The sequence below is a fragment of the Frankia sp. EI5c genome (assembly GCF_001636565.1).
In the GTDB taxonomy this organism is placed as follows: Bacteria; Actinomycetota; Actinomycetes; order Frankiales; family Frankiaceae; genus Parafrankia.
Window position 1 is genome coordinate 116,508 of the sequence record NZ_LRTK01000030.1, and the last position, 20,261, is coordinate 136,768.

The window sequence follows — 20,261 nt, forward strand, 5'->3', positions numbered from 1 at the left end:
GTCCTCGGCCTGCTTTCTAGTGTGACGGCAGCGGGCTTGCCATGCTCGGCGGCTCCCCTTTTGCTGCCGACGGTGAGGAATCGCCCCCGGCCGAGTCGGAGCGGATCGGATCGGAAGAACTCCGTTCGTCGGAAGCCGACCCGGCCGGAGCGGATTTCGGCGCCGCCGGGTGGCTGGGCACGATGTCGGCCGGGTGCGGCGAGTCGGCCGGGTGCGGTGCGGTCGAGCCGCCCCGGCCGGGAGCCGCCGATCCGCCCGGTGCCCTTTCTTCCTCGCCATCGTCGGGGCCGGCTCCGCGAACAGCCGTCCACAGGCAGCTCGCGAAGACGAGAACCGCCAGCCCAGCACCGACCCACACGGTCGTGACCGCGGCGGACGGGGACCATGGTGACCAGGCGGTCATCGCCTCCCAGGCGTCCGCGAGGTCACCGCCGGGGGGCTCCCAGAAATGCGCGAGAACGGTCTTCACGGACCACCACTGCGCGGCCGCCGCGGCCGCGAAGAAAAGGACGGGAAAGACCCGTGAGGCCGGTCGGCCGAAAGCGGTGGCGCCCAGGCCGACTCCGATCGCCAGGGCCGTCAACCCGCCGTAGAGGTAGCGTCCCGAAATTCCGCTGACGTGACCGTGGTCGGCGAAGGCCAGGGCGGACTGCAGCGTCATCAGGCCGAAAAGCCCGATGGTCGGCCACAGCAGGAACAGGAGGTTCACCCTGGTCCGGCCGTTGCGCGCGGTGACGATCGCCAGCGCGAAAAGGACGATCACGGCGACGCTGGCAGGGCGTACGAACAGGGTCGGCAGGCTCACCTCGAACCAGCCGAACGATCCCCACCAGCGCAGGACCGTCCCGTTGACGAGGACGTCGGTGTAAGCGCCCCAGTCCTTGCCCAGATCATCGCCGAGCGGGAAGTTCGGCGTCTCCGGCTGGAACGTGTGGTAACGGACGACGTTGACGATCCACCACCACCCGCCGAAGGCCACCATGAGCAGGCCGCCGAGCAGGAACTGGCGCCACGGGACGCGGGTGGCCCCCGCCGGCACGGTCCGCAGCCCGGTGTCCGCGAGCAGGAACGGCGCGTCCCGGTCCGGTCGGCCCGGTCGGCCCGGTCGGCCCGGCCCGGTCTGGGGCCTGCGGTCCGGGCACCGGGCCACCGCGCGGTCGTCGCGCCGGGCCCGCAGCCACGCCACCACATAGGCCAGCGCGGCCATCGGGACGAGCACGATCGCCAGCGACTTCGTCAGCAGCGCGAGCCCGATGAAGGTCCCGGTCCAGGCGGCGGTGCGCAGCGATGTGTCCCCGCGCAGGACGTAGATGATCGTCACCGTGGCCAGCCCAGCGGTCAGGGCCAGCAGGTTGTCGTTGTTGACGCTCGACCCGATGTGGCTGAGCTGGGGAACCGCCAGCGGGACGAGCGCGGCGCAGGTCGCCGCGATCCGGTTGCCGCCGGAAAGCCGGTGCGCGCCCGCCCACGCCAGCAGCGGCAGCCACATGACCATCAGCGCGCTCATCAGGCGCAGCACCCCGATGGTGACGTCCCAGCGCAGCTCGTCGCCGTCGCCGGGCAGCGCCCACAGCACGACGGCGCCGGCCAGGTAGTACAGCGGCGGGTGCTGGACCAGCTGCTGGATGTCCCCGGGCGGCTGCGGCTCGCCGTCGGCCTGGCGGGTCTCACCCAGCTCGTCCCACTCGGGCCGGTCGGCGCGCGGGGTGGCGTCGTTCTCGGCGATCGGGGCGAAGTGCAGGTCGTAGGGCTGTTCGTCGGTGCCGTACGGTGACGCCGCGATCGCCCCGACGCCGTCCGGCCGCACGAACGCGTCCCCCGGATGCGGCCAGCCGGCGCCCTGGACCAGCCGCATCACGGCGTCGACGTGGTTCGGCTCATCCGGCGCGTGGTACTGCGGCACCAGCACCGACCAGCACGCGAGCAGGGCCCCGAACAGCGCGGTGATCAGCCAGATCGGCAGCGGAACCGAGCGCAGCAGCGCCGCCGGCCGGAAGCGCGCGCCGACGGGATAACCGGGCGGGGAGTGCTCCAGAGCCTGCTCCGGGAGGTGCGCCGGGGGCCGGGCCATGCCTCAGCGCCAGTAGTCGATGTGCCCGACGACCTTCGCCGGCGATCCGGCGACGACCGCCTTCGCGGGGACGTCCCTGGTCACGACCGAACCGGCGGCGACGACGGCGCTTTCGCCGACCGTCACACCTTTCAGGACGATCGATCCGGCGCCGATCCAGGCACGGTCCTCCAGGACGATCGGGCCGCTCATCGGCTGTTCGACACCGTCCACGACCATGGGGTGGAAATCGTNGTCGAGCAACTGCGTGTCCCAGGAGACATTGCAGTAGGCACCGATCGACACACGTTCGCGCACCAGGATCTTCGCGAATCCGTTGATGTTCGCGAAGGGGCCGAGCTCGAGCACCCCGGAGTCGACCACGACACGAATCCCGCGCTGGAGCGAGACCACACCCTCACAGCGGATCCGGCCCTCCGGATGCACGCGCACGATCGAGACGTCGTGTTTCGACGTCAGCCCGAACGGGGCGAGCCCGATCCGCAGCGCGCCGCCCNCGGCGAACTCGATGCGCTCCCGGCCTTCGATCACCGTCCGCGAACCGGTCCAGATCGGTTGTCTGTGGGCGAGCGGATACCTCAGTCCGGCCACGAACGAGCGTGCCGAGGTCTCCTGCGCCGCCCGGAGCGCCCGCACATGACGCACATACTCGCGTAGATCACCTCTGAACGTACCCACGAGCGCTAACAGTAGGCGCTGGCCGGGGACGACCGGAGTTCGGCCCCCGCCGCGGGCCGTGTCACCCTGGTGGGTGCAGGAGCCTGCGAGCTGCCGGGGACGGAACGCGGGCGCGCGACCACGACCGGGAGTCACAGCGACGTGAGTGTCAGTGCCATCCACCCGACCGACCACCACGAGGACCTGGTGGTGGACACACGGCCCTATGTGACCGTGGTCCTTCCCTGCTACAACGAGCAGGCCCACGTCGTCCTGGAGCTTGAGCGCATCACGGCGGCGATGGACGAGAGCGGTTACAGCTACGAGCTGCTCGTGATCGACGACAAATCGACCGACAACACGCTGAGCGTGCTGCGTGAGGTCGCGCCGAAGTTCCCGAACATGCGGCTGATGCCGTTCCGGCGCAACGGTGGGTCCGGCACCGCCCGGCGCATCGGCACGCAGGAGGCGCGGGGCCGGATCGTCGTCTGGACCGACGCCGACATGACGTATCCNAACGAGCGCATTCCCGAGTTCGTCCAGTATCTGGACGAAAACCCCGACGTCGATCAGGTCGTCGGGGCGCGGACCACGGAGGAGGGCACGCACAAATGGGCGCGTGTGCCGGCGAAGTGGCTCATCCGGATGATCGCGCAGCGGCTTTCGGGGATGAAGATTCCGGACCTCAACTCCGGCCTGCGCGCGTTCCGCCGGGACGTCTCGCTGCCCTACCTGCGGCTGCTGCCGCCCGGGTTCTCCTGCGTCACGACGATCACGATGGCGTTCCTCTCCAACCAGCACCCGGTGGACTACCTGCCGATCGACTACGCGAAGCGCTCCGGCACGTCGAAGTTCCACCCGTTCCGGGACGCGCGCCGGTACATCCTGCAGGTCCTGCGGATGGTGATGTACTTCGACCCGATCAAGGTCCTGATGCCGGTCGCCCTGTGGATCATGGGTCTCGGTTTCGCGAAGCTGATCGCCGACGTCATCCGGTACGACTTCCGGGTCACCACCTCGACGCTGCTGGCGATCCTGGTGGGTTTCCAGATCGTGGTCCTCGCGCTGATAGGTGACCTGGTCGCCCGATCGCGCAGCGACACCTGACCCCGCTGTGACACCCGACCCCGCTGTGACACCCGATCCCGCCCGGACTGATGGCCCGGCCGTGCCCTCGGACACCGCCCTGCGTATCGCGATCGTCGGGCCGACCCACCCGTACAAGGGCGGGATCGCCCAGCACACGACCGAGCTGGCGCACCGTCTTGCCGCCCGCGGTCACGACGTGCGGATCGAGTCGTGGTCCCGCCAGTACCCCGCGCGCCTCTACCCGGGCCGGCAGCGGGTCGACGCCCCGGAAGGCACGCCGTTCGCCGCGACCTCGTACCCGCTGTCCTGGCGCCGGCCGGACACCTGGCTGCGCCTGGGCCGTCGGCTGCGGCGCCGCGGAACCGCGAGCGAGCCGGGCGCGGACCTGGTCGTGCTCGTCGTGGTCACACCGATCCAGGCGCCCGCCTATCTCACGATCCTGACCGGCCTGCGCGGGGTGCGCGGCCTGCGCGGGGTGCGCGGCCGGCGGGGCGGTGGCGGCGAACGCGGGGGCCCGATAGTCCTCGGGCTGTGCCACAACGTGCTCCCGCACGAGCGCCGGGCCATCGACCGGCCGCTGATCGCCGCGGTGCTGCGGAGGTGCTCGGCCGTGCTCGTGCACACCGCGCCGCAGGCGGAGCTCGCGGCCAGCCTCACCGACGTCCCGGTGCGGGTCGCCGAGATGGCCCCGCACCTCTGGCGGCTGTCCGAGCCCACCGACGGCCGGACGACCGACGGCCGGACCACCGACGGCCAGCCTGTCGACGGCGGCGCGTCGCGGAAGCTTCTCTTCTTCGGCCTGGTCCGGCCGTACAAGGGGCTCGACGTGCTGCTGCGTGCCCTCGCAGAGGGGCCGGCGGACGTCCGGCTCACGGTGGCGGGGGAGTTCTGGGGCGGCGTCGAGGCGACCCGCGCGCTGGTGGCCGAGCTGGGCCTTGAGGACCGGGTCGAGCTGCGTCCCGGCTATGTCGCCGCGGCGGACGTCCCGGGCCTGTTCGCCGCCACGGACGCCCTCGTCCTGCCCTACCGGGCCGGCACCGCCTCGCAGAACGTCGATCTCGCGCACATGCACGGTCGGCCGGTCGTCGCCACCAGCGTCGGCACCCTCACCACCTCGGTGCGTGACGGTGTCGACGGCCTGCTCGTCCCCCCGGACGATCCGGCGGCGCTCGCCGCGGCGCTGCGGCGGTTGTACGAACCCGGTGTGCTGCCGGCACTGCGGGCCAAGGTGACCCCGCCTGACACCGACGTCGCCTGGAACCGCTACCTCGACACCGTGCTCGCCACGCCCTGACCCGCAGTCGCTGCCCGGCGCCCGGGAAAGGCAGACTGTCCGCCATGAGTCCCCTACGCGACGATGCTCTCGCCTACGCCGGCCACCAGGTGCATGTCATGCGCCGCCGCGAGGTCGGGACGCTGCTGTCCTGGGCGGGTGACCTGCACGGGCGGACGATGCTCGACGTCGCGGGCGGCGACGGCTACTGGGCCGGGCAGGCGATCCGCCGAGGAGCCCGGGCGGTGAGTCTGGACCTCGCCCGGCACAAGCTGACCTTCGGCAGCCGGCTGAAGCACCGGCCCGGGCTGGTCGAGGGCGACGCGCTGCGCCTGCCGTTCGCGCCCGCCACCTTCGACGTGGTGATGTCGGTCTGCGCCATCGAGCACTTCGACGACGGGCCCGCCGCGCTGGCGGAGATGGCGCGGGTGCTGCGTCCCGGCGGCGATCTGGTGNTGTCCGCGGACGCGCTCACCCGCGGCGACCGCTGGCCGCACCTGTTGGACCGGCACCGGGAGAAGTACCACGTGCAGCACACGTATCCGGGCGAGCGGCTCGCGAAGCTGCTCGACGGTGCCGGGCTGGAGGTCGTCCGCCAGACGTACATGTTCCGTTCGGAACGGGCCGAACGGCTCTNCCTCGGCCTGTCGGCCAAGGGCGGGCGGGTCGGGTGGAACGCCGCGGCGGCGCTCTCGCCGCTCGTCGCGCTCTCGGACCGCCGCACCCCGGACACCACGGGCAGCGTGGTGCTGACCCACGCGCGCCGGCGGCAGCCGTGACCACCCGGAGGTGGGCGGAGCGCCCGGGTGTGACGCGGGTCCGGTGCGCGCGGCACCAGATCGTGCCGCGGCTCGGGTGCCGGGGGCGGGCATGAGCGCCGCCGGTAAGGCCGGTACGCCCGGCAGGCCCGGCCCGCCCGGCGCGCCCCGCGGACAGAAAGTGCTGGCGGCCCTCCTCACCGTGCTGCTGTTCGCGCTGATCATCTTTGGCCTGGGTGCCGCCTTCGACCAGTTCGACCACCGCGGCTGGGGCTACGTGGTGGGGATCGCCACCTGCCTGGTCATGGTGGTCGCGGGAGTCTCGGCCGCCCGGCGCGACCGGTAGCGACCGGTAGCGGCCGGTAGCCCGTAGCGCCCGGCGCCGCGGGGTGGTGCCCGGCCCGCGGGGCGGCGGTCGATCTGGGCCCGCGGGGCGGCGGCGGGCCGCCGCGTGGGGCGCGGGACACTGATCGGCGTGCGGATCGGATTCCTGGTCGAACAGCTGTTGGCGCCGGTGCCGGGTGGCACGGGTCGGTACTCCGCCGAGCTCGCGGCCGCGCTGGCCCGCACCGCGGATCCCGGCGACGGCGTCGTCGGCTGGTGTGCCTGGCGCCGGGATGTCTCCGCCGCCGCGCTGCCGGGCGTCCTCGGGCCGCTGCGCCTGCCGCTGCCGCGCCGGGCCCTCGCCGCCGCCTGGGCGCGCGGTGTGGGCCCCGCGCCCGGTGGGGTGGACGTTCTGCACGCGCCGACGCTGCTGGTGCCGCCACACGGCCCACAGGCCGGGCCGGTCGCGGCGCGTCGCCGGCACCGGCTGGTGGTCACGGTGCATGACGCCGTGCCGTGGACCCATCCCGAGACCCTCACCCCGCACGGTGTCCGCTGGCACCGTGAGATGGGGGAGCGGGTGGCCCGCCACGCCGACGCGGTGATCGTGCCGACCCGGGCCGTCGCGGCCGAGATCCGCGAGCACCTGCCGATCGATCCGGAGCGGCTGCACGTGATCGGCGAGGGGGTCGCCGAGGCGGTGCTGCGGGTGCCGGCGGACGCGGACAGCCGGGCCGCCCGTCTCGGCCTGCCCGAACGGGGGTACCTGCTCACGCTGGCGACCATGGAGCCCCGCAAGGGCCTGGACACCGCGCTGGCCGCGATGCGCCACCCGGCCGTGCCGGATCTCCCGCTGGTGCACGTCGGTGCGGTGGGCTGGGGTGATCTCGGGGCCGGCACCGCCGGCCCGGGCGGCTTCGCGGATCTTGCCTCGGCGGGGCGGTTCCGTAGTCTCGGCCGGATCAGTGACGAAGATCTCGCCGTGGTCCTCTCCCGCGCGACGGTCCTGATCGCGCCGAGCCGTTCGGAGGGCTTCGGCCTGCCGGTCATCGAGGCCATGGCCCACGGGGTGCCCGTGGTCGTGTCCGACGCGCCGGCTCTCGTCGAGGTCGCGGGCGATGCGGCCCTGGTGGCCCGGATCGGTGATCCCGCCGGCTTCGCCGAGGCCCTCGCGCGTATCGTCCAGAATCCCCGGCTGCACAGCCGTTTGTCGCGTTTCGGACCGGACCGCGCGGCGGGATATACCTGGAATGGGGCGGCGCGATCGTGCTGGGAGCTCTACCGTCGAATCAGCGGTTCCCCTGCCGTGTCCGTCGCTGACGACGGGCGGGCGTAGTGTTGCCCCCGTTGAGAAGCAAGCGGCCACACTGAAATCAGGCGGCACGTCTCGGAAGGAGCGCCGTGGGACCCCGGGTGCTCGTTGATGCGACCTCGGTCCCGGCCGACCGCGGTGGCGTCGGGCGGTATGTGGACGGGCTCGTCGCCGCCCTGGGCGCGGCCGGCGCCGACCTGGCTCTGATATGCCAACGGTCGGACGAGGAACGCTACAGCCGGATGGCGCCACAGGCGACCGTCCTGTCGGGCCCGGCGGCGATTGCGCACCGGCCGGCGCGGCTGGCCTGGGAGCAGACCGGCCTTCCGCTGGTCGCGGAGCAGGTCAATGCCGACGTAATCCACTCGCCGCACTACACAATGCCATTGCGGGCGCAACGCCCGGTGTGCGTGACGATCCATGACGTCACCTTCTTCACCGAGCCGGAGATGCACACGGCCGTGAAGGGCACCTTCTTCCGCTCGGCGATGCGCACGGCGGTGCGCCGGGCGAGCCGCATCATCGTTCCGTCGAAGGCGACGCGGGACGAACTCGTCCGCGTGCTCGAAGGCGACCCGACCACCACCGACGTCGCCTACCACGGGGTGGACACCAGCACGTTCCATCCGCCGACGGAGGATGACCGGCGTCGGGTGCGGCTGCGCCTCGGGCTCGGGAACACCCGGTATGTCGCGTTCCTCGGCATGCTGGAGCCGCGCAAGAACGTCCCGAACCTGATTCGGGGCTGGGCGGAGGCGGTGCACTGGCGGGACGAGCCCCCGGCGCTGGTACTGGCCGGCGGCTCCGGCTGGGACGACGACGTCGACGCGGCCGTCGCCTCGGTGCCGAGCCACCTGCGCGTGATCCGGCCCGGCTACCTGCGCTTCTCGGACCTGCCGGGGTATCTCGGCGGCTCCGAGCTGGTCGCCTACCCGTCGCACGGGGAGGGTTTCGGGCTGCCGGTGCTGGAGGCGATGGCCTGCGGTGCCCCGGTGCTGACGACGCCGCGGCTGTCGCTGCCCGAGGTGGGCGGGGACGCCGTCGCCTACACCCAGCCGGACAGCGACTCCATCGCCCGCGAGATGAGCGCGCTGCTCGACGACGCCGAGCGCCGCACCCAGCTCGCGGCGGCCGGCCTGGCCCGCTCGCACGAGTTCACCTGGGCCGCCTCGGCCGAGGCGCACCTGGCGAGCTATGCCCGTGCGGTGGCCGACGCCTGACGCGCTACGGTCTTCCGGTGGACAAGCCGGAGATCCGGGTCGTCGTCGTCACCTTCCGGTCCGGTGAGGTCATCGGTACCTTCCTGGACTCGCTGGCGAAGTCGACCACCCGCCACTACGAGGTCGTGGTGGTCGACAACTCGCCGCAGACCGACATCGGCACCCTGGCCGCGGGCGAGCGCCCCGAGGTGCGGCTGCTGCGCCCCGGCCGCAACCTCGGCTACGGCGCGGGCGCCAACCACGGGGCGGCCGGCTCGGTGGCGCCGTGGCTGGTCGTGGCGAACGCGGACATCGCCTTCTCGCCCGGCAGCCTGGACGAGCTGATCGCGGCCGCGGAGCGGTGGCCCGGCGGGGGCGCGTTCGGCCCGGGCATCACCAATCCGGACGGTGCGCTGTACCCGTCCGCGCGGGACCTGCCGTCGCTCGGGCGCGGCATCGGCCACGCGCTTTTCGGCTGGTGCTGGCCGACCAATCCCTGGACGGCCTCCTACCGCCGCGAGCGGGGCGCGCCGCGGGAGATGACCGCGGGCTGGCTGTCGGGCTCCTGTCAGCTCCTGCGCCGCGAGGCGTTCGAGGCCGTGGGTGGGTTCGACGAGTCGTACTTCATGTTCATGGAGGACGTCGACCTCGGCCGGCGCATCGGGCTCACGGGCCGCCAGCTCGTCTACGTGCCGTCCGCCGTCGTCGAGCACCTCGGTGGGCACTCGACCAAGCGGTCGTCCCGCCGGATGGTGATCGCCCACCACCGGAGCATGATCCGTTACCTGTGCCGGCAGTACGACGGCCCGTCCCGCCTGCCGCTGCNGGTCGCGCTCACGGTCGGTCTCGGCGCGCGCCTGCTGCTGGCGCTGGCCTTCGCGCGGGACAGCGCCGGTGCCCGGGCCACCCGGTCCGCCGAGCTGCTTTCCGCGGCTCGCCGATCCCGCTGACGGTCCGCGCCACCCGACCGCGCTCAGGCCGTCCCCGGGCCTCGGACCGGGCCCCCCACCAGGGCAGGTGCTCACCCGGACGGCGGGCGGCGGTCACGGCTCGTCAGTGCTGTGTCGGATATGCGTGTCCGGGTTGTGTCCTCTCGTTGAGGGACGCGACTTCCCGGACAGGTGGGCGTTACTGGCCTGGGCAGCTCTGCGACACTGACGAATCATGGACGCAGTGATGCTGGTCGGCGGGCAGGGTACCCGTCTCCGCCCGTTGACGATGTCGGCGCCGAAGCCGATGTTGCCAGTCGCCGGCGTGCCGGTGACTGCTCACATGCTTGCCCGTGCGCGCGATGCGGGGATCACTCGTGTGGTGCTCGCCACCTCCTACCGGGCCGAGGTCTTCGAGGAGTACTTCGGTGACGGCTCCGGGCACGGCCTGGAGCTCAGGTACGTCACCGAGACCGAGCCCCTGGGAACCGGGGGCGCGATCCGCAACATCGCGGGGCAGCTGCGCGCGGGCGCGGACGAGCCGGTGGTGATCTTCAACGGCGACATCCTCTCCGGGCTGGACATCCGCGCTCTCGTCGCCCGGCACACCGCCGCGGACGCCGCCGTGACGCTGCATCTGACGAAGGTGGACGACCCCCGCGCGTTCGGCGTGGTCCCCACGGACGACGCCGGCCGGGTGACCGCCTTCCTGGAGAAGACCCCCGACCCGCCGACCAACCTCATCAACGCCGGCTGCTACGTCTTCCGGCGATCCGTGATCGACAGCATTCCCGCCGGGCGGCCGGTCTCGGTGGAGCGGGAGACCTTCCCCGGTCTGCTCGCCTCCGGCGTACCCGTGGTCGGTTACCCGGACGACACCTACTGGCTCGACCTCGGCACCCCCGCGGCGTTCGTCCGCGGCTCCCGTGACCTCGTCACCGGCCGGATGCCCTCCTCCGCGCTGCCCGGCCCGGTCGGCGACCGACTGGTGCTGACCGGCTCGACGGTGGCCACCGACGCCAAGATCGGCGGCGGTTCCACGATCGGCGCGGGCGCGTCGGTCGGGACGGGGGCCCGCATCGACGGCTCGGTCCTGTTCGACCGGGCGGCCGTGGGCGCCGGGGCCTACATCCGCGACAGTGTCGTCGGGCGCGCGGCCGTCATCGGTAACGGCGTCGTGCTGGAGAACGTGGTCGTCGGCGACGGAGTCGTCATCGAGCCCGGCAACGAGCTTCGCGCGGGCGCGCGGATCTTCCCCGGCACCGTGCTGAGCGCCGGGGCCGTCCGCTTCAGCTCCGACCGCGCCTGAAGTTCTCTCCGCCCAGGTCCTGACCCGGCCTGGGCGCTCCCCGGTCGAGTCCCGGGCTCCGCGCCCGGGCCGGGGCTCAGGGTGTGCCGGTGCGCCGGTCGGCAGCCGACCAGGCGACCTCGATCCACACCTGCCCCTCGTCGACGTCCGCCGTGACTGAGACGAGTTCCGATCCCGCCGGCCCGGCCGGCACGCCCACCAGCGTGTCGCCCGCCGGCGGGTCGTCCGCCGGGTAGGTGAGGAAGAGCCGCCCGCCCGCGTCGTCGTGGATCAGGGTGAGGACAACCCGCCCGGCGCCCGCCGCGGAGGCTTCGCCCAGCAGCGTTGGCAGCACCCCGACCAGCCGCTCGAGCACCGGCGGGGGAATGCGGCGGGTCTCCCCGTCCAGCCGCACCTCCACCTCAAGACCGCGGGATCGGGCCTCGACCACCGCCGGGGCCAGTTCGCCCAGCCCACCCGCGGCGCCGGCGACGAGGGCCTGCCGGATGGCGGTGGCCCGGCTGCCGCAGCGTTCGCGCACCGCCCGGTCACGCGGGTCGAGCAGCCCGTCCGCGACGGCCTCCAGCAGTGGCAGCACCTCCCGTTCGATGGTGGCGAGGCCTCGCTCCCGGTCGGCCCTGACCGCCTGCGCGGACCGCTCCAGCGCGGTGCGGGCCGTCTCCTGCTCGATGGCCCGGGCGACCTGGTCGGCGGTGCGCCGCAGCACCGGTCCGGCCATCGACACCGTGAGCTGCAGGGCGACCTGGCCGTTCGTCGCTGCCAAGAGCTGGGCGAGGGCGAAGGTGCCCGGGTTCGTCCCGGTCAGCACCAGCAGGCCAAGCACGACGACGGTGGCCACGAGCGCCGCGAGCCACTCGACGAACAGGCGGGACACCGCGACGAGGGCCAGCAGTACCGGCAGCACGAAGACCGGCCAGGTGGCGATGCGGCTCGCCGGCCCGCCCGCGCCCGGGCTGCCCGGCGCCGCGGCGGAGTTGAGCCCGACCACCACGGTCACCGCCAGCGCGAGCGTCATCAGCGCCGCGGCCTCGCCGGAACGCAACGAACGGCGGTGGGTGGTGATGGCCGCCGCGGCCACGAGCAGCGCCATCGCGAGCCAGCAGAGGACCGCGAGCGGTACCGAACGGGAGCCGGGGAGGGTGACCAGAAGGACGACCACGGTGCAGCTGAACCAGGCCGCCGCCCCGACGGCGGTCGCGCGGCGCAGCGCCGCCGCGTAGGAGTCCCGCAGTTCGGCGGCGGACCTGCCGGCCGGTACCGTGGCCGGCCCCCGGCGATGGACGCGGCGCCGTCGGGTGGCGGCTCCCGCCCCCGGTCGCCGCCGGGCGGCGCCGCCGGCTGTTCCGGCTGTTCCGGTGGGTCGGGGGTCGGCGGGTCGCGCGGCCTCGGCGAGTCCGGGGGCGGTGCCGTCCGCGGCCGTCCCAGCGGTGGCGGATCCAGCGGTGGCCGACCCGGCGGTGGCCGACGCGGCAGCGGACCAGGTCAGCCGAGCGGTCGTACCCAGGCCGTCGCCGGAGGTGATCGTGGCCCGCCCACCGACCTCCGCGAGCCGCGCGTGGACGGACCGAGCCAGGCCGAGCCGGTCGTCGGGCACCTCCTGAACGGCGAATCCCCGGCCGCCGTCGGCCACGACGACCTCCACGCCGCCGGGCAGGTGCGAGACCGCCAGCGTGGCGTGGTCCGTCCTGGCGTGGCGTCTGACGTTGGCGAGCAGTTCCTGGGTCGCACCGGCCAGTGCGCGGACGACCTCCTCCGGAAGATCTGTGGCTGGGAGTGACTCGACGTCCACCCGCAGCCNGTGGGCCCGGGCGACGGAGACGACCCGCAGCACCGACTCGGTGAGGTCGCGGGTCGCGGCAGCGGTTCCGTCGAGCATCGTGCGGACGGCGTCGATCGCGTAGCGGCACTGGTCGGCGGTGAGCGTGCTTTCGGACGGGTCCTGGCTGCCGCCGCCCCAGGCGATGCCGGTGAGGGTGTTGAGGACGGTGTCGTGCAGCAGGCGTTCCCGTTCACGCTCGTCCCGCAGTCGGGCGGAGGCGACGGCGGCGTCGCGCCGCTGGTCGGCTGCGGTGCCGAGCCGGGTGTCGGCCTCGACCGCGGCCGCCCGCAGGCGGCTGATCGCGAACCGGAACAGGACCGCGACCCCGATCAGCATCAGGCTCCCGGCGAGTGCCCGCGGCAGCGGGGCGGGATTGCCGCCCGACGCGGGGTGGTCGACCGTGATCTGCCCGACCACCGCGCCGATGAGCGTCGCCAGGACCAGCGTGGCGACCACGGTGGTCAGGGCACGGCGGCTGTATGCCCAGGCAGCGACGAGGGCCGCGTGGGTGGACGCGGAGAAGATCCAGGTCCCGGCGCCGGCGACGGACTGCGCCGGCACGCACAGCACCGCGCCGAGGTTGAGGCAGATGGCTACAGCCACGTTGCCGGCGACCACGGGGCGGTGCAGCCGGCCGCTGGACATGGCGGTGGCGACGAACACGACCCCCCAGGTCGCGGTCACGGCGGCGGCGGCGAGCCCGGCCGGGTGGGCGGCGTACCAGGTGTGCCAGACGAGGAGGTAACCGACGAGCAGAGCGACGTTCAGCGTCCGGAGTGCCGCGAAGGTCCGCACCGCGACCGTGTCGAGGGCCTGGTGGGCTGTTGCCGCCACGACGCCAGTGTGTCTTCGTTTCGGGCGGCCGTGTGGCAGTTGCGGGTATGTGGGCGGTCCGGGTATCGCTGGCCCTGGTCCGTTGCGTCCGCCGGCCCGTCGGCGGGCCGGCTTCCGTGGCAGGTCAGGAGGTGGAGGAACTCGCCGTGCTGGTGGCCGCGGGCGCGGCTGTGGCGGGGGCCGTCGACGGGATCGTCGCGGGTGAGGTGACGGTGGCCGTGGCGGGCGCCGTCGCCGAGCCGGTCGGGATGGGCATGGGCACCGAGGCGGCAGCGGTCGCCGGCGCCGTCGATGTCGGAGCGGGCGTGTCCGTCGGGGGAACCGGGGAGAGCGGAACGGTGGTGGTCGGCACGGCGCCGGTCGGCCCCGGGGTGGCCTCCGGCGTGGTGCTCGGTGTCGCCTCTGTGGGCGTGGGCGTGGGCGTGGGCGTGGGCGTGGGCGTGGGCGTGGGCGTGGGCGTGGGCGTGGGCGTGGGTGAGGGAGACGGAGCGGGGGAGGGGGAAGGCGACGGGGACGGCGTGGCGGCGGCGGCGAAGACGCTCGACGGCACGTTGCGGATCCGCACCCTCAGTTGGGCGGGGCAGCGCCGGTCGTCCGGACTGATCGTCAAGGTGACGATCACCGAGTCGTCCGCCAGGCCCGCGGCGGCGAGGCTGGCGCCGGGAATCCGGGCGAGCAGAGCCGGTACCGGGGTGTTGTCCGTGACCTGCAGGGTCGTCCAACTGGTGGTGATCTGCCGGTCATCGGTGCTGGCCGCGGCGGCCTGGACGGTGAGGGTGGTGTTCTTCCACGCCAGTCGCGTGGTGGTGATGTCGAGTGCTTCGGCGCCGGGGATGCTGGTGTCGAGGTCGGCGAGGGTGACGCCCAGGTCGGCGACCGTCAGGGGCGCGCAGCTGTCCGGGCGGCTGGTGGGCGCGGGGGTGGCCGTGGCGGAGGGCGTCGCGTCAGGCGGGGTCGGGCTGGTGGCCGGGGTGGTGCTGCCTTTGGGGGTGAGCTCGACGATGGGCACGTCGTCGAGGGAGGTGCCCGTGATGTCGGGGGAGAGCGCGGGAACGTCGTCGCCCGGGCTGCCCGGGCGGTCGGTGTCGCCTGTGGTGGCGATGGGGGTGGCGCCGGTCTGGCGGTATCCGTTGAGCCAGGTGAGGACGGTGCGGACGTAGGCGTCGGAGGGGTTGTAGGCGAGGATCGCGGCGCGGAGCTGGGCGGGGTTGTTCAGGTCGCGGCCGTGGGCGCAGAGGTAGTGGCCGGCGGCGAGGTCGGCGTCGTGGATGTTGTGCGGGTTCTTCGTGCCGTCGTTGTTGCCGTCGCGGCCGGAGGTGGCCCAGGTGGTGGGGATGAACTGCATGGGGCCGACGGCGCGGTCGTAGACGGTGTCGCGGTCGAGGGCGCCGTGGTCGGTGTCGCGGATGAGGGCGGTGCCGCCGGTGCCGTTGAGGCGGGGGCCGAGGATGGGCGGGTCGGTGACGGTGCCGTCGGTGGTGATGGCGTGGCCGGCGGCGTGGCCGGATTCGACCTGGCCGATGGCGGCGAGCAGTTCCCAGGGCAGGTGGCAGCCGGGTTTGTCGGCGGTGAGCTGGGTGGCGGCCTGCCGGTAGGCGGCCAGTAGCTGGGCGGGGATCTTCTTCGCGCTGGTGGTGAGCGTGACGGGGGTGGCGGTGTCGTCGGTGGTGGTGGCGTTGCGGGCCAGGGTGTCGGTGGTGAGGGTGGTGGGGTCGGGTTCGGGTGGGGTGTTGCGGACGAGTTCGGGCATGGGCCAGTCGCCGGTGCGCAGGGGTGCGGCGGTGGTGAGCCGGTCGCCGCTGTCGGTGCCGCCACCGCCACCGCCACCGCTGCCGCTGCCGGGGGCCTCGGGGGTGGCGGCGGTGCAGAAGAACAACAGGCCGGCCGCGAGCGCGGTCGGCAGCATCGTCGTCCGCACCAGACCGGATGCCCGGCCGCGTTGGGCGCGCCGGCCGCGGGTCGCCGCCGGCCCGCCGGCGCCTGCCCCGGCGCGGCCCTTCTTCCGCCCGTGTTTGCGGGTGCCTGGCGCGCGTCGGTGCGCCGGGCCGGAACCGCGGCCGGTGGGCCGGGCGTGCCTCCCGCGCTTCTTCCGGCGCGCCGGGCCGCTGCTGCCTCGCCGCCGACCCGCCGCCTTTCCGGTATTTCCCCCCGCCGGGGCAACCGGCATCTCGCGGGTCGGAGCCACCGGCATCCTGCCGGTCGGGGCCGCCTGGCCCGGGGATCCCGCGGGCGGGGCCCCGGCGGCCGGGCCTCTCATCGAGCTGCGGGGCACGAAAAGACTGGTTGGGGATGGCACGCTCGTGGATCGGCCGTCCGGCCGCTGACTCTTCGGGTCCTGCCGAGGTCGGCGGCGACTCACCGGCACATTCCTCCTGGACTCGGCGGCGCCCGACGGGCCGGGCAGGCGCCGCGGGATGTGAGCGCACGGGGCAGCCGTGCTGTTCGTGACCCCGCCGGTCGTCCGGCCAGATCTGTTTCGGTTACCTAGTTAACATCCGCCGGGAAACGACGACCATCCCCCGATTGTCCAGCCAATGAACTAGTCCGTCCCAGGCCGAGTGGGCATGGAGGGTGCTCTGCCGCTCCGGTGCCGGAAGCCGCCGCCTCGGGATGGGAGCGCCTTCCGTGCCCCCGTTCCACCGGTGCCCGGCGGGGGGCGCGATCCGGTCGCGCGTATTCCGCCTGTTCACGGCCAGCGGGGTGCGCGGGTGGCGTTCGGGCCCACTGAGAGCACAAAGCCACCGCGGCCCACGACAGGTGGGCCGCGGTGGCCGGTCACGTCGACCGGGACCGATCCGCTCGTTCTCGGAGGGCGTCAGGTGCCTGGCCCGAACGGGTCAGGCGCTCGCGTTCGGCGTGGAATCGAGCCCGGTGGCTCCGGCGGCGCTGACCTGAGGCTGCCGCGGCTGGGGTGCGGCGAGCAGCGGGGCGGCGGCCGCCGGCACAGCAGCGGTCTGCGGCACAGCAGCGGTCTGCGGCCGGCGCCTGTCGGTCCCGCGAGCAGTCACCCAGGCCGGGCGCCGGCGCTGGACGGGCTGTTCGATCAGGTAGTACGAGGCGGCCGCGATTCCCAGACTGACGACCAGCGCCACACCGGCGGCCGGCACCCGGCCCAGGCGGGGTACCAGGGAGTCGTTGGCGATCCCGGTCACGGGAAAGTGCCACAGGTAGAAGCTGTACGAGATGCGGCCGATCCAGGCGGCCGGCCCGCAGCTCAGCGCGCGGTAGTACCACCCAGGGCGGTGTCGGTCGGCGCCGAGGACCGCGACGGCGGCGAGGCTCGCGGCGAGCAGGTAGCCACCACGGGCCATCCAGTTGGGGGAGCCGGGCAGGTCGGGGGCGACGACGAAGAGGATCGCGATGCCGAGCAGCCCGACGGGGCCGAAGGCCGCCACCCGGTCGAGGATGCGCAGCCCGCGCTCACTGGCCGTCCCGGGCTGCTGGCCGGAGTCGCCGGCACTCCGGCCGTGCAGTGTGTCGTAACGCCAGACCGCCAGCAGGCAGCCGACGAACAGCGCGTCACACCGCGCGTCCGGCGAGTGGTAGATGTGCAGGTTGGACGCACCCAGCGAGATCAGTACCTCACGCCAGATCAGCACGAGGAGCACCGCGCTGATCAGGATCTCGGAGAGCCGTCGGCGCAGCCGCTCGCTCCGGCAGATCAGCACCANGGCAACCGGCCAGACCAGGTAGAACTGCTCCTCCAGGGAGAGCGTCCACACATGGCCGAACCAGGCGCCGCTGTCCGGTGGATTCAGTGTGCGCTGAATATTCGCGAAGTAGAAGACCGCCGCGACGGCGTTGCGGAGGAACTGCCATTGATCGTCCGCGTCCTTGAAGAGAAGAACGAGCGGGATCCCAGCTGCTACAAAGATGTAGAAGGCGGGAAGGAGCCGGAAAGCGCGCCGGGCCCAGAAGGCGCGCAGTGAGATCCAGCCCTCGCGGTCCCGCTCGGCCAGTAGCAGGCCGGTGATGAGGAACCCGCTGAGTACCAGGAAGAGATCGACACCCAGGTACCCGCCCGGCGCCAGGTCCATATGGTGCAGGAACACGGTCAACACCGCTACCGCGCGCAGCCCGTCGAGCGCGGGATTATGCCCACCGGCAGTCACGCGGGACGTACTCCGCGCTGGTGGCGCCGATTCGCCGCGTGGTTCTCCTGACAACTTGCCCAGCATGGTGTCCCCCCACAGGACCAATGATCCGAATGCGCTGGAGACAGACAATAGACCCGTCTTTTACCGCAAGTCGAACCCACTGCCCTCAAGTGCCTGAGAACACTCCGTAATGGTCGGGGGCAATGCATCGGCCGCCGTCGCGACGCCGGTGCTCGGTGGCGGGGGTGGCCACCGGGCCATTGGCGTGCGGTTTCGGACCGGGCGGGCCGATCGGGCCCGCCGCCCCGGGTCGGCCGATGGGGCCCTCACGGACGGTGACGGTCGGGGTGCATGCGGGGCGGTATGGGGCGGCGAGGACGCGCGGACGGAGCGGACGGCACGGACGGCCTGGCCGCGCGTGGGCACCCCGGGGGTTCGCGGAATGCGGAGATTCCGCGTTGTCCGGCGGGACAATCCGAGCATGAGGTTCAGCGTGGAACGCGACGTACTCGCCGACGCGACGGGCTGGGCCGCCCGCTATGTGCCGAAGCCGACGGGCGGCACCCAGCAGGTGCTGACGGGCCTGCTCCTGGAGGCCACGCTGCCGACGGAGGCCCCCGGCCCCGCCGCGAGTACCCCGGCCGCGGATGCCGAGGGGTCGAGCGGTCCCGGCCACGCCGGGCCGGCGCCGCGTACCGGGCTGACCGTCTCGGCCTTCGACGGCGAGGTCGCGGCTCGGGCGCCCGTCGGTGAGGCCGTGGTCACCGAGGCCGGCCGGGTGGTCGTGCCCGGGCGGCTGCTGGCCGACGTCGTGCGCAACCTGCCCGACGCCACCGTGGTCGTGGAGGCCACGGACGCAAGAATGATCATCGAATGCGGTTCCGCGCGGTTCCGCATCCCCACCCTCGCCGCCGCGGACTATCCCGTCCTGCCGGAGTTCCCGCCGCCGGTGGGCGAGGTCGACACCCTCGGCTTCGCCGCGGCGGTGGCCCAGGTCGCGCCGGCCGCGGGGCGGGACGACACCCTGGCGGTGCTCACCGCGGTTCGCCTGGAGATCGCGCAGGGTGGGCTGACGCTGGTCGCGACCGACCGCTACCGGCTCGCCGTACGCACGATCCCGTGGCAGCCCACGGTCGACGGCCCCGAGGCCGTCGCCCACGTGCCCGCGCGGCTGCTCGCGGACGTCGCCAGGCTTCCGACCGGCGCGTCCCGGGTCGCGCTCGGCATGGGTACCGACGATTCCGGAGTGCTGCGCTTCGGCCTGGCGGTCGACGGCAGGCAGACGATCGTCCGGCTGCTGGAGGGGACCTTCCCGAACTACCGCCGGCTGTTGCCGGAAGCCACCGAGCTCACGGTCACCGCACAGACCGCGGTGCTCGCGGCGGCGGTGCGCAGGGTCGCGCTGGTCGCCACGAGGACGGCGCCGCTGCGTTTCGTCTTCTCCGCGGGCCAGGTCGTCGCCGAGGCGGGTGAGGGCGGTGGCGCGCAGGCCAGTGAGCTGGTGCCGGTCGAGTACTCGGGCCCGGAGCTGTCCGTCCTGTTCAACCCGGCGTTCCTGCTGGACGGACTGGCCGCGGTCGAGGGTGACGAGGCCATCATCGCCTTCGTAACCGCGGATCCGCAGACCGCGTCGAGCAGGCCCGTCGTCCTGACCGGCAAGGACGACGGGGAGGACTACCGCTACCTGCTCATGCCCATCCGCACGGGCACCGCCTGAACCCCGGACAGCGAACGCCGGACAGCGAACCCCGCACGGCGCGGCCGGTCAGGGGGCCGTGTCGGTCAGGGGGCCGTGTCGGTCATGGTCCCGGCCCCGGGCGACGTCTGGGCGGCGGTGGCCGCGTCGACCGGGCCGTCCGCGGTGACGTTCAGGGTGCCGCCGGCCAGACCGGTCTCCGGCGCGGTCGGCGAGTCCCAGGTCGCGCCCTCCGCCGGCGGGTTCGCCCACTTGGAGACGAACTCCTGTACGACGTCCGCGGCGACGGTGGTGCAGCGCTGCGTCCGGTCCCAGGCGGTCAGCACGAAATGCTGGTTGTCGGCGAAGGCCTGGCGGGTCCACGGGACCGCGATGAAACGGTCACCGGAGTCCGCGGCGACCTTGCGCAGCGTCTCGACCTGGTCGTCGGGCAGCTCGGTGTCGTACCAGCCGATGACGAAGCCGTGCTCCATGCTGTGGACGGCCCGCTCGATGCGGATCCCCGAGTCCGGGTTGTAGAAGCGGATCGCGTCGGGCAGTGGGTCCGTGTCGTGACTGCCNGACGACGGCGGCGTGTCCTTGTAGTCGACCGTTTCGGCGACGCCGACGTGCTGGTTGCCCTGCGAGGCGTCGTTGCGGATCCCGGTGCAGCCGGCGGCGAGCGCGGCGGGGCTGGCCGCCGCCACGTAGCCGACCTTGCGTTCCTTGTTCTTCGACCGGTTGTCGATCACGCTGTAGACGATGATCCCGGCGAGGATCGAGAGGGCGACGAACCCGGACGTCCCGTAGATCAGCAGCGCGCGCCGACGTTCCTTCCGGCGCTGCTCCTGGCGGAGCTGATCCAGACGGGCGTTACGCGCGACAGTGCAGGTCGACCCGGGGCGCGGTGCCGGG

Annotated in this window: 15 protein-coding genes and 8 pseudogenes; 13 read left to right on the plus strand and 10 right to left on the minus strand. The window is 73.3% G+C overall.

The window, feature by feature from the left end:
- Positions 1–16: 16 nt before the first annotated feature.
- From UG55_RS16055 to UG55_RS37840, 4 genes and pseudogenes are all read right to left on the minus strand, one after another.
- On the minus strand, positions 17–2,071 hold the full coding sequence (locus UG55_RS16055) for a DUF2142 domain-containing protein (protein WP_066069327.1): 2,055 nt from the start codon (positions 2,069–2,071) through the stop codon (positions 17–19).
- Between the two features lie 3 nt (positions 2,072–2,074).
- The coding region (locus tag UG55_RS37830) for a DapH/DapD/GlmU-related protein (RefSeq protein WP_304440417.1) at positions 2,075–2,304 on the minus strand (230 nt) is incomplete at its 5' end.
- 1 nt (position 2,305) lies between these two features.
- Positions 2,306–2,567: pseudogene (locus UG55_RS37835) on the minus strand (acyltransferase); the annotation flags it as partial.
- A gap of 1 nt (position 2,568) precedes the next feature.
- A pseudogene (locus UG55_RS37840) lies at positions 2,569–2,707 on the minus strand (acyltransferase); the annotation flags it as partial.
- 183 nt (positions 2,708–2,890) lie between these two features.
- On the opposite strand from UG55_RS37840, the gene UG55_RS37845 reads away from it, so the two are divergent.
- From UG55_RS37845 to UG55_RS16100, 12 genes and pseudogenes are all read left to right on the plus strand, one after another.
- Positions 2,891–3,243: glycosyltransferase family 2 protein (locus tag UG55_RS37845; protein ID WP_313954617.1), on the plus strand; the 353-nt coding region annotated here is incomplete at its 3' end.
- A 1-nt stretch (position 3,244) separates the two neighbouring features.
- Positions 3,245–3,835 (plus strand): annotated as a pseudogene (locus UG55_RS37850) (glycosyltransferase family 2 protein); the annotation flags it as partial.
- Between the two features lie 79 nt (positions 3,836–3,914).
- Positions 3,915–5,111 carry a glycosyltransferase gene (locus tag UG55_RS16070; RefSeq protein WP_066069421.1) on the plus strand — a complete coding sequence of 399 codons (1,197 nt, stop codon included), beginning with the start codon at positions 3,915–3,917 and terminating at the stop codon, positions 5,109–5,111.
- Between the two features lie 44 nt (positions 5,112–5,155).
- Positions 5,156–5,545 (plus strand): class I SAM-dependent methyltransferase (locus UG55_RS37855; RefSeq protein ID WP_242424600.1); only part of this gene is annotated, 390 nt, incomplete at its 3' end.
- A gap of 1 nt (position 5,546) precedes the next feature.
- A pseudogene (locus tag UG55_RS37860) lies at positions 5,547–5,726 on the plus strand (SAM-dependent methyltransferase); the annotation flags it as partial.
- 1 nt (position 5,727) lies between these two features.
- A pseudogene (locus UG55_RS37865) lies at positions 5,728–5,869 on the plus strand (SAM-dependent methyltransferase); the annotation flags it as partial.
- Between the two features lie 160 nt (positions 5,870–6,029).
- Positions 6,030–6,194, plus strand: a complete 165-nt coding sequence (locus UG55_RS16080) for a hypothetical protein (RefSeq protein WP_242424603.1) — start codon at positions 6,030–6,032, stop codon at positions 6,192–6,194.
- A 129-nt stretch (positions 6,195–6,323) separates the two neighbouring features.
- Entirely contained in the window at positions 6,324–7,508 is a 1,185-nt protein-coding gene (locus UG55_RS16085; RefSeq protein WP_066069424.1) for a glycosyltransferase family 1 protein, read from the plus strand.
- Between the two features lie 65 nt (positions 7,509–7,573).
- A complete protein-coding gene (locus tag UG55_RS16090; RefSeq protein ID WP_066069342.1) occupies positions 7,574–8,704 on the plus strand; it encodes a glycosyltransferase family 1 protein in 1,131 nt (376 codons plus the stop codon).
- A 17-nt stretch (positions 8,705–8,721) separates the two neighbouring features.
- On the plus strand, positions 8,722–9,508 hold a 787-nt coding region (locus UG55_RS16095; RefSeq protein ID WP_242424605.1), incomplete at its 3' end, for a glycosyltransferase family 2 protein.
- Between the two features lies 1 nt (position 9,509).
- A pseudogene (locus UG55_RS37870) lies at positions 9,510–9,633 on the plus strand (glycosyltransferase family 2 protein); the annotation flags it as partial.
- 214 nt (positions 9,634–9,847) lie between these two features.
- Positions 9,848–10,921 carry a sugar phosphate nucleotidyltransferase gene (locus tag UG55_RS16100; RefSeq protein WP_066069348.1) on the plus strand — a complete coding sequence of 358 codons (1,074 nt, stop codon included), beginning with the start codon at positions 9,848–9,850 and terminating at the stop codon, positions 10,919–10,921.
- A gap of 76 nt (positions 10,922–10,997) precedes the next feature.
- Here the strand turns inward: UG55_RS16100 and UG55_RS47385 are convergent, their stop codons facing one another.
- From UG55_RS47385 to UG55_RS37880, 4 genes and pseudogenes are all read right to left on the minus strand, one after another.
- The gene (locus UG55_RS47385) at positions 10,998–12,710 is read right to left on the minus strand and encodes a sensor histidine kinase (RefSeq protein WP_396230928.1); all 1,713 of its coding nucleotides are present in this window, start codon (positions 12,708–12,710) and stop codon (positions 10,998–11,000) included.
- 988 nt (positions 12,711–13,698) lie between these two features.
- The gene (locus UG55_RS28565; RefSeq protein ID WP_199865153.1) at positions 13,699–15,492 is read right to left on the minus strand and encodes a lytic murein transglycosylase; all 1,794 of its coding nucleotides are present in this window, start codon (positions 15,490–15,492) and stop codon (positions 13,699–13,701) included.
- 919 nt (positions 15,493–16,411) lie between these two features.
- Positions 16,412–17,244 (minus strand): acyltransferase family protein (locus UG55_RS37875; RefSeq protein WP_396230927.1); only part of this gene is annotated, 833 nt, incomplete at its 5' end.
- Position 17,245: 1 nt separating this feature from the next.
- A pseudogene (locus UG55_RS37880) lies at positions 17,246–17,752 on the minus strand (acyltransferase family protein); the annotation flags it as partial.
- 400 nt (positions 17,753–18,152) lie between these two features.
- Between UG55_RS37880 and dnaN the strand changes: the two are divergent.
- Positions 18,153–19,388, plus strand: coding sequence for a DNA polymerase III subunit beta (gene dnaN, locus UG55_RS16120; RefSeq protein ID WP_066069360.1), 1,236 nt, complete (start codon positions 18,153–18,155; stop codon positions 19,386–19,388).
- 65 nt (positions 19,389–19,453) lie between these two features.
- On the opposite strand, the gene UG55_RS37885 is transcribed toward dnaN, so the two are convergent.
- Both UG55_RS37885 and UG55_RS37890 read right to left on the minus strand, forming a co-directional pair.
- Positions 19,454–19,927 (minus strand): DUF3105 domain-containing protein (locus tag UG55_RS37885; protein WP_242424607.1); only part of this gene is annotated, 474 nt, incomplete at its 5' end.
- 1 nt (position 19,928) lies between these two features.
- Positions 19,929–20,212: pseudogene (locus tag UG55_RS37890) on the minus strand (hypothetical protein); the annotation flags it as partial.
- Between the last annotated feature and the right edge of the window lie 49 nt (positions 20,213–20,261).

What these genes read in the sequence shown, in the direction of transcription:
- UG55_RS16055 (WP_066069327.1), bottom strand. Translation starts at nt 2,071, where the DNA reads ATGGCCCGGCCCCCGGCGCACCTCCCGGAGCAGGCTCTGGAGCACTCC.
- UG55_RS16100 (WP_066069348.1), top strand. Translation starts at nt 9,848, where the DNA reads ATGGACGCAGTGATGCTGGTCGGCGGGCAGGGTACCCGTCTCCGCCCG.
- dnaN (WP_066069360.1), top strand. Translation starts at nt 18,153, where the DNA reads ATGAGGTTCAGCGTGGAACGCGACGTACTCGCCGACGCGACGGGCTGG.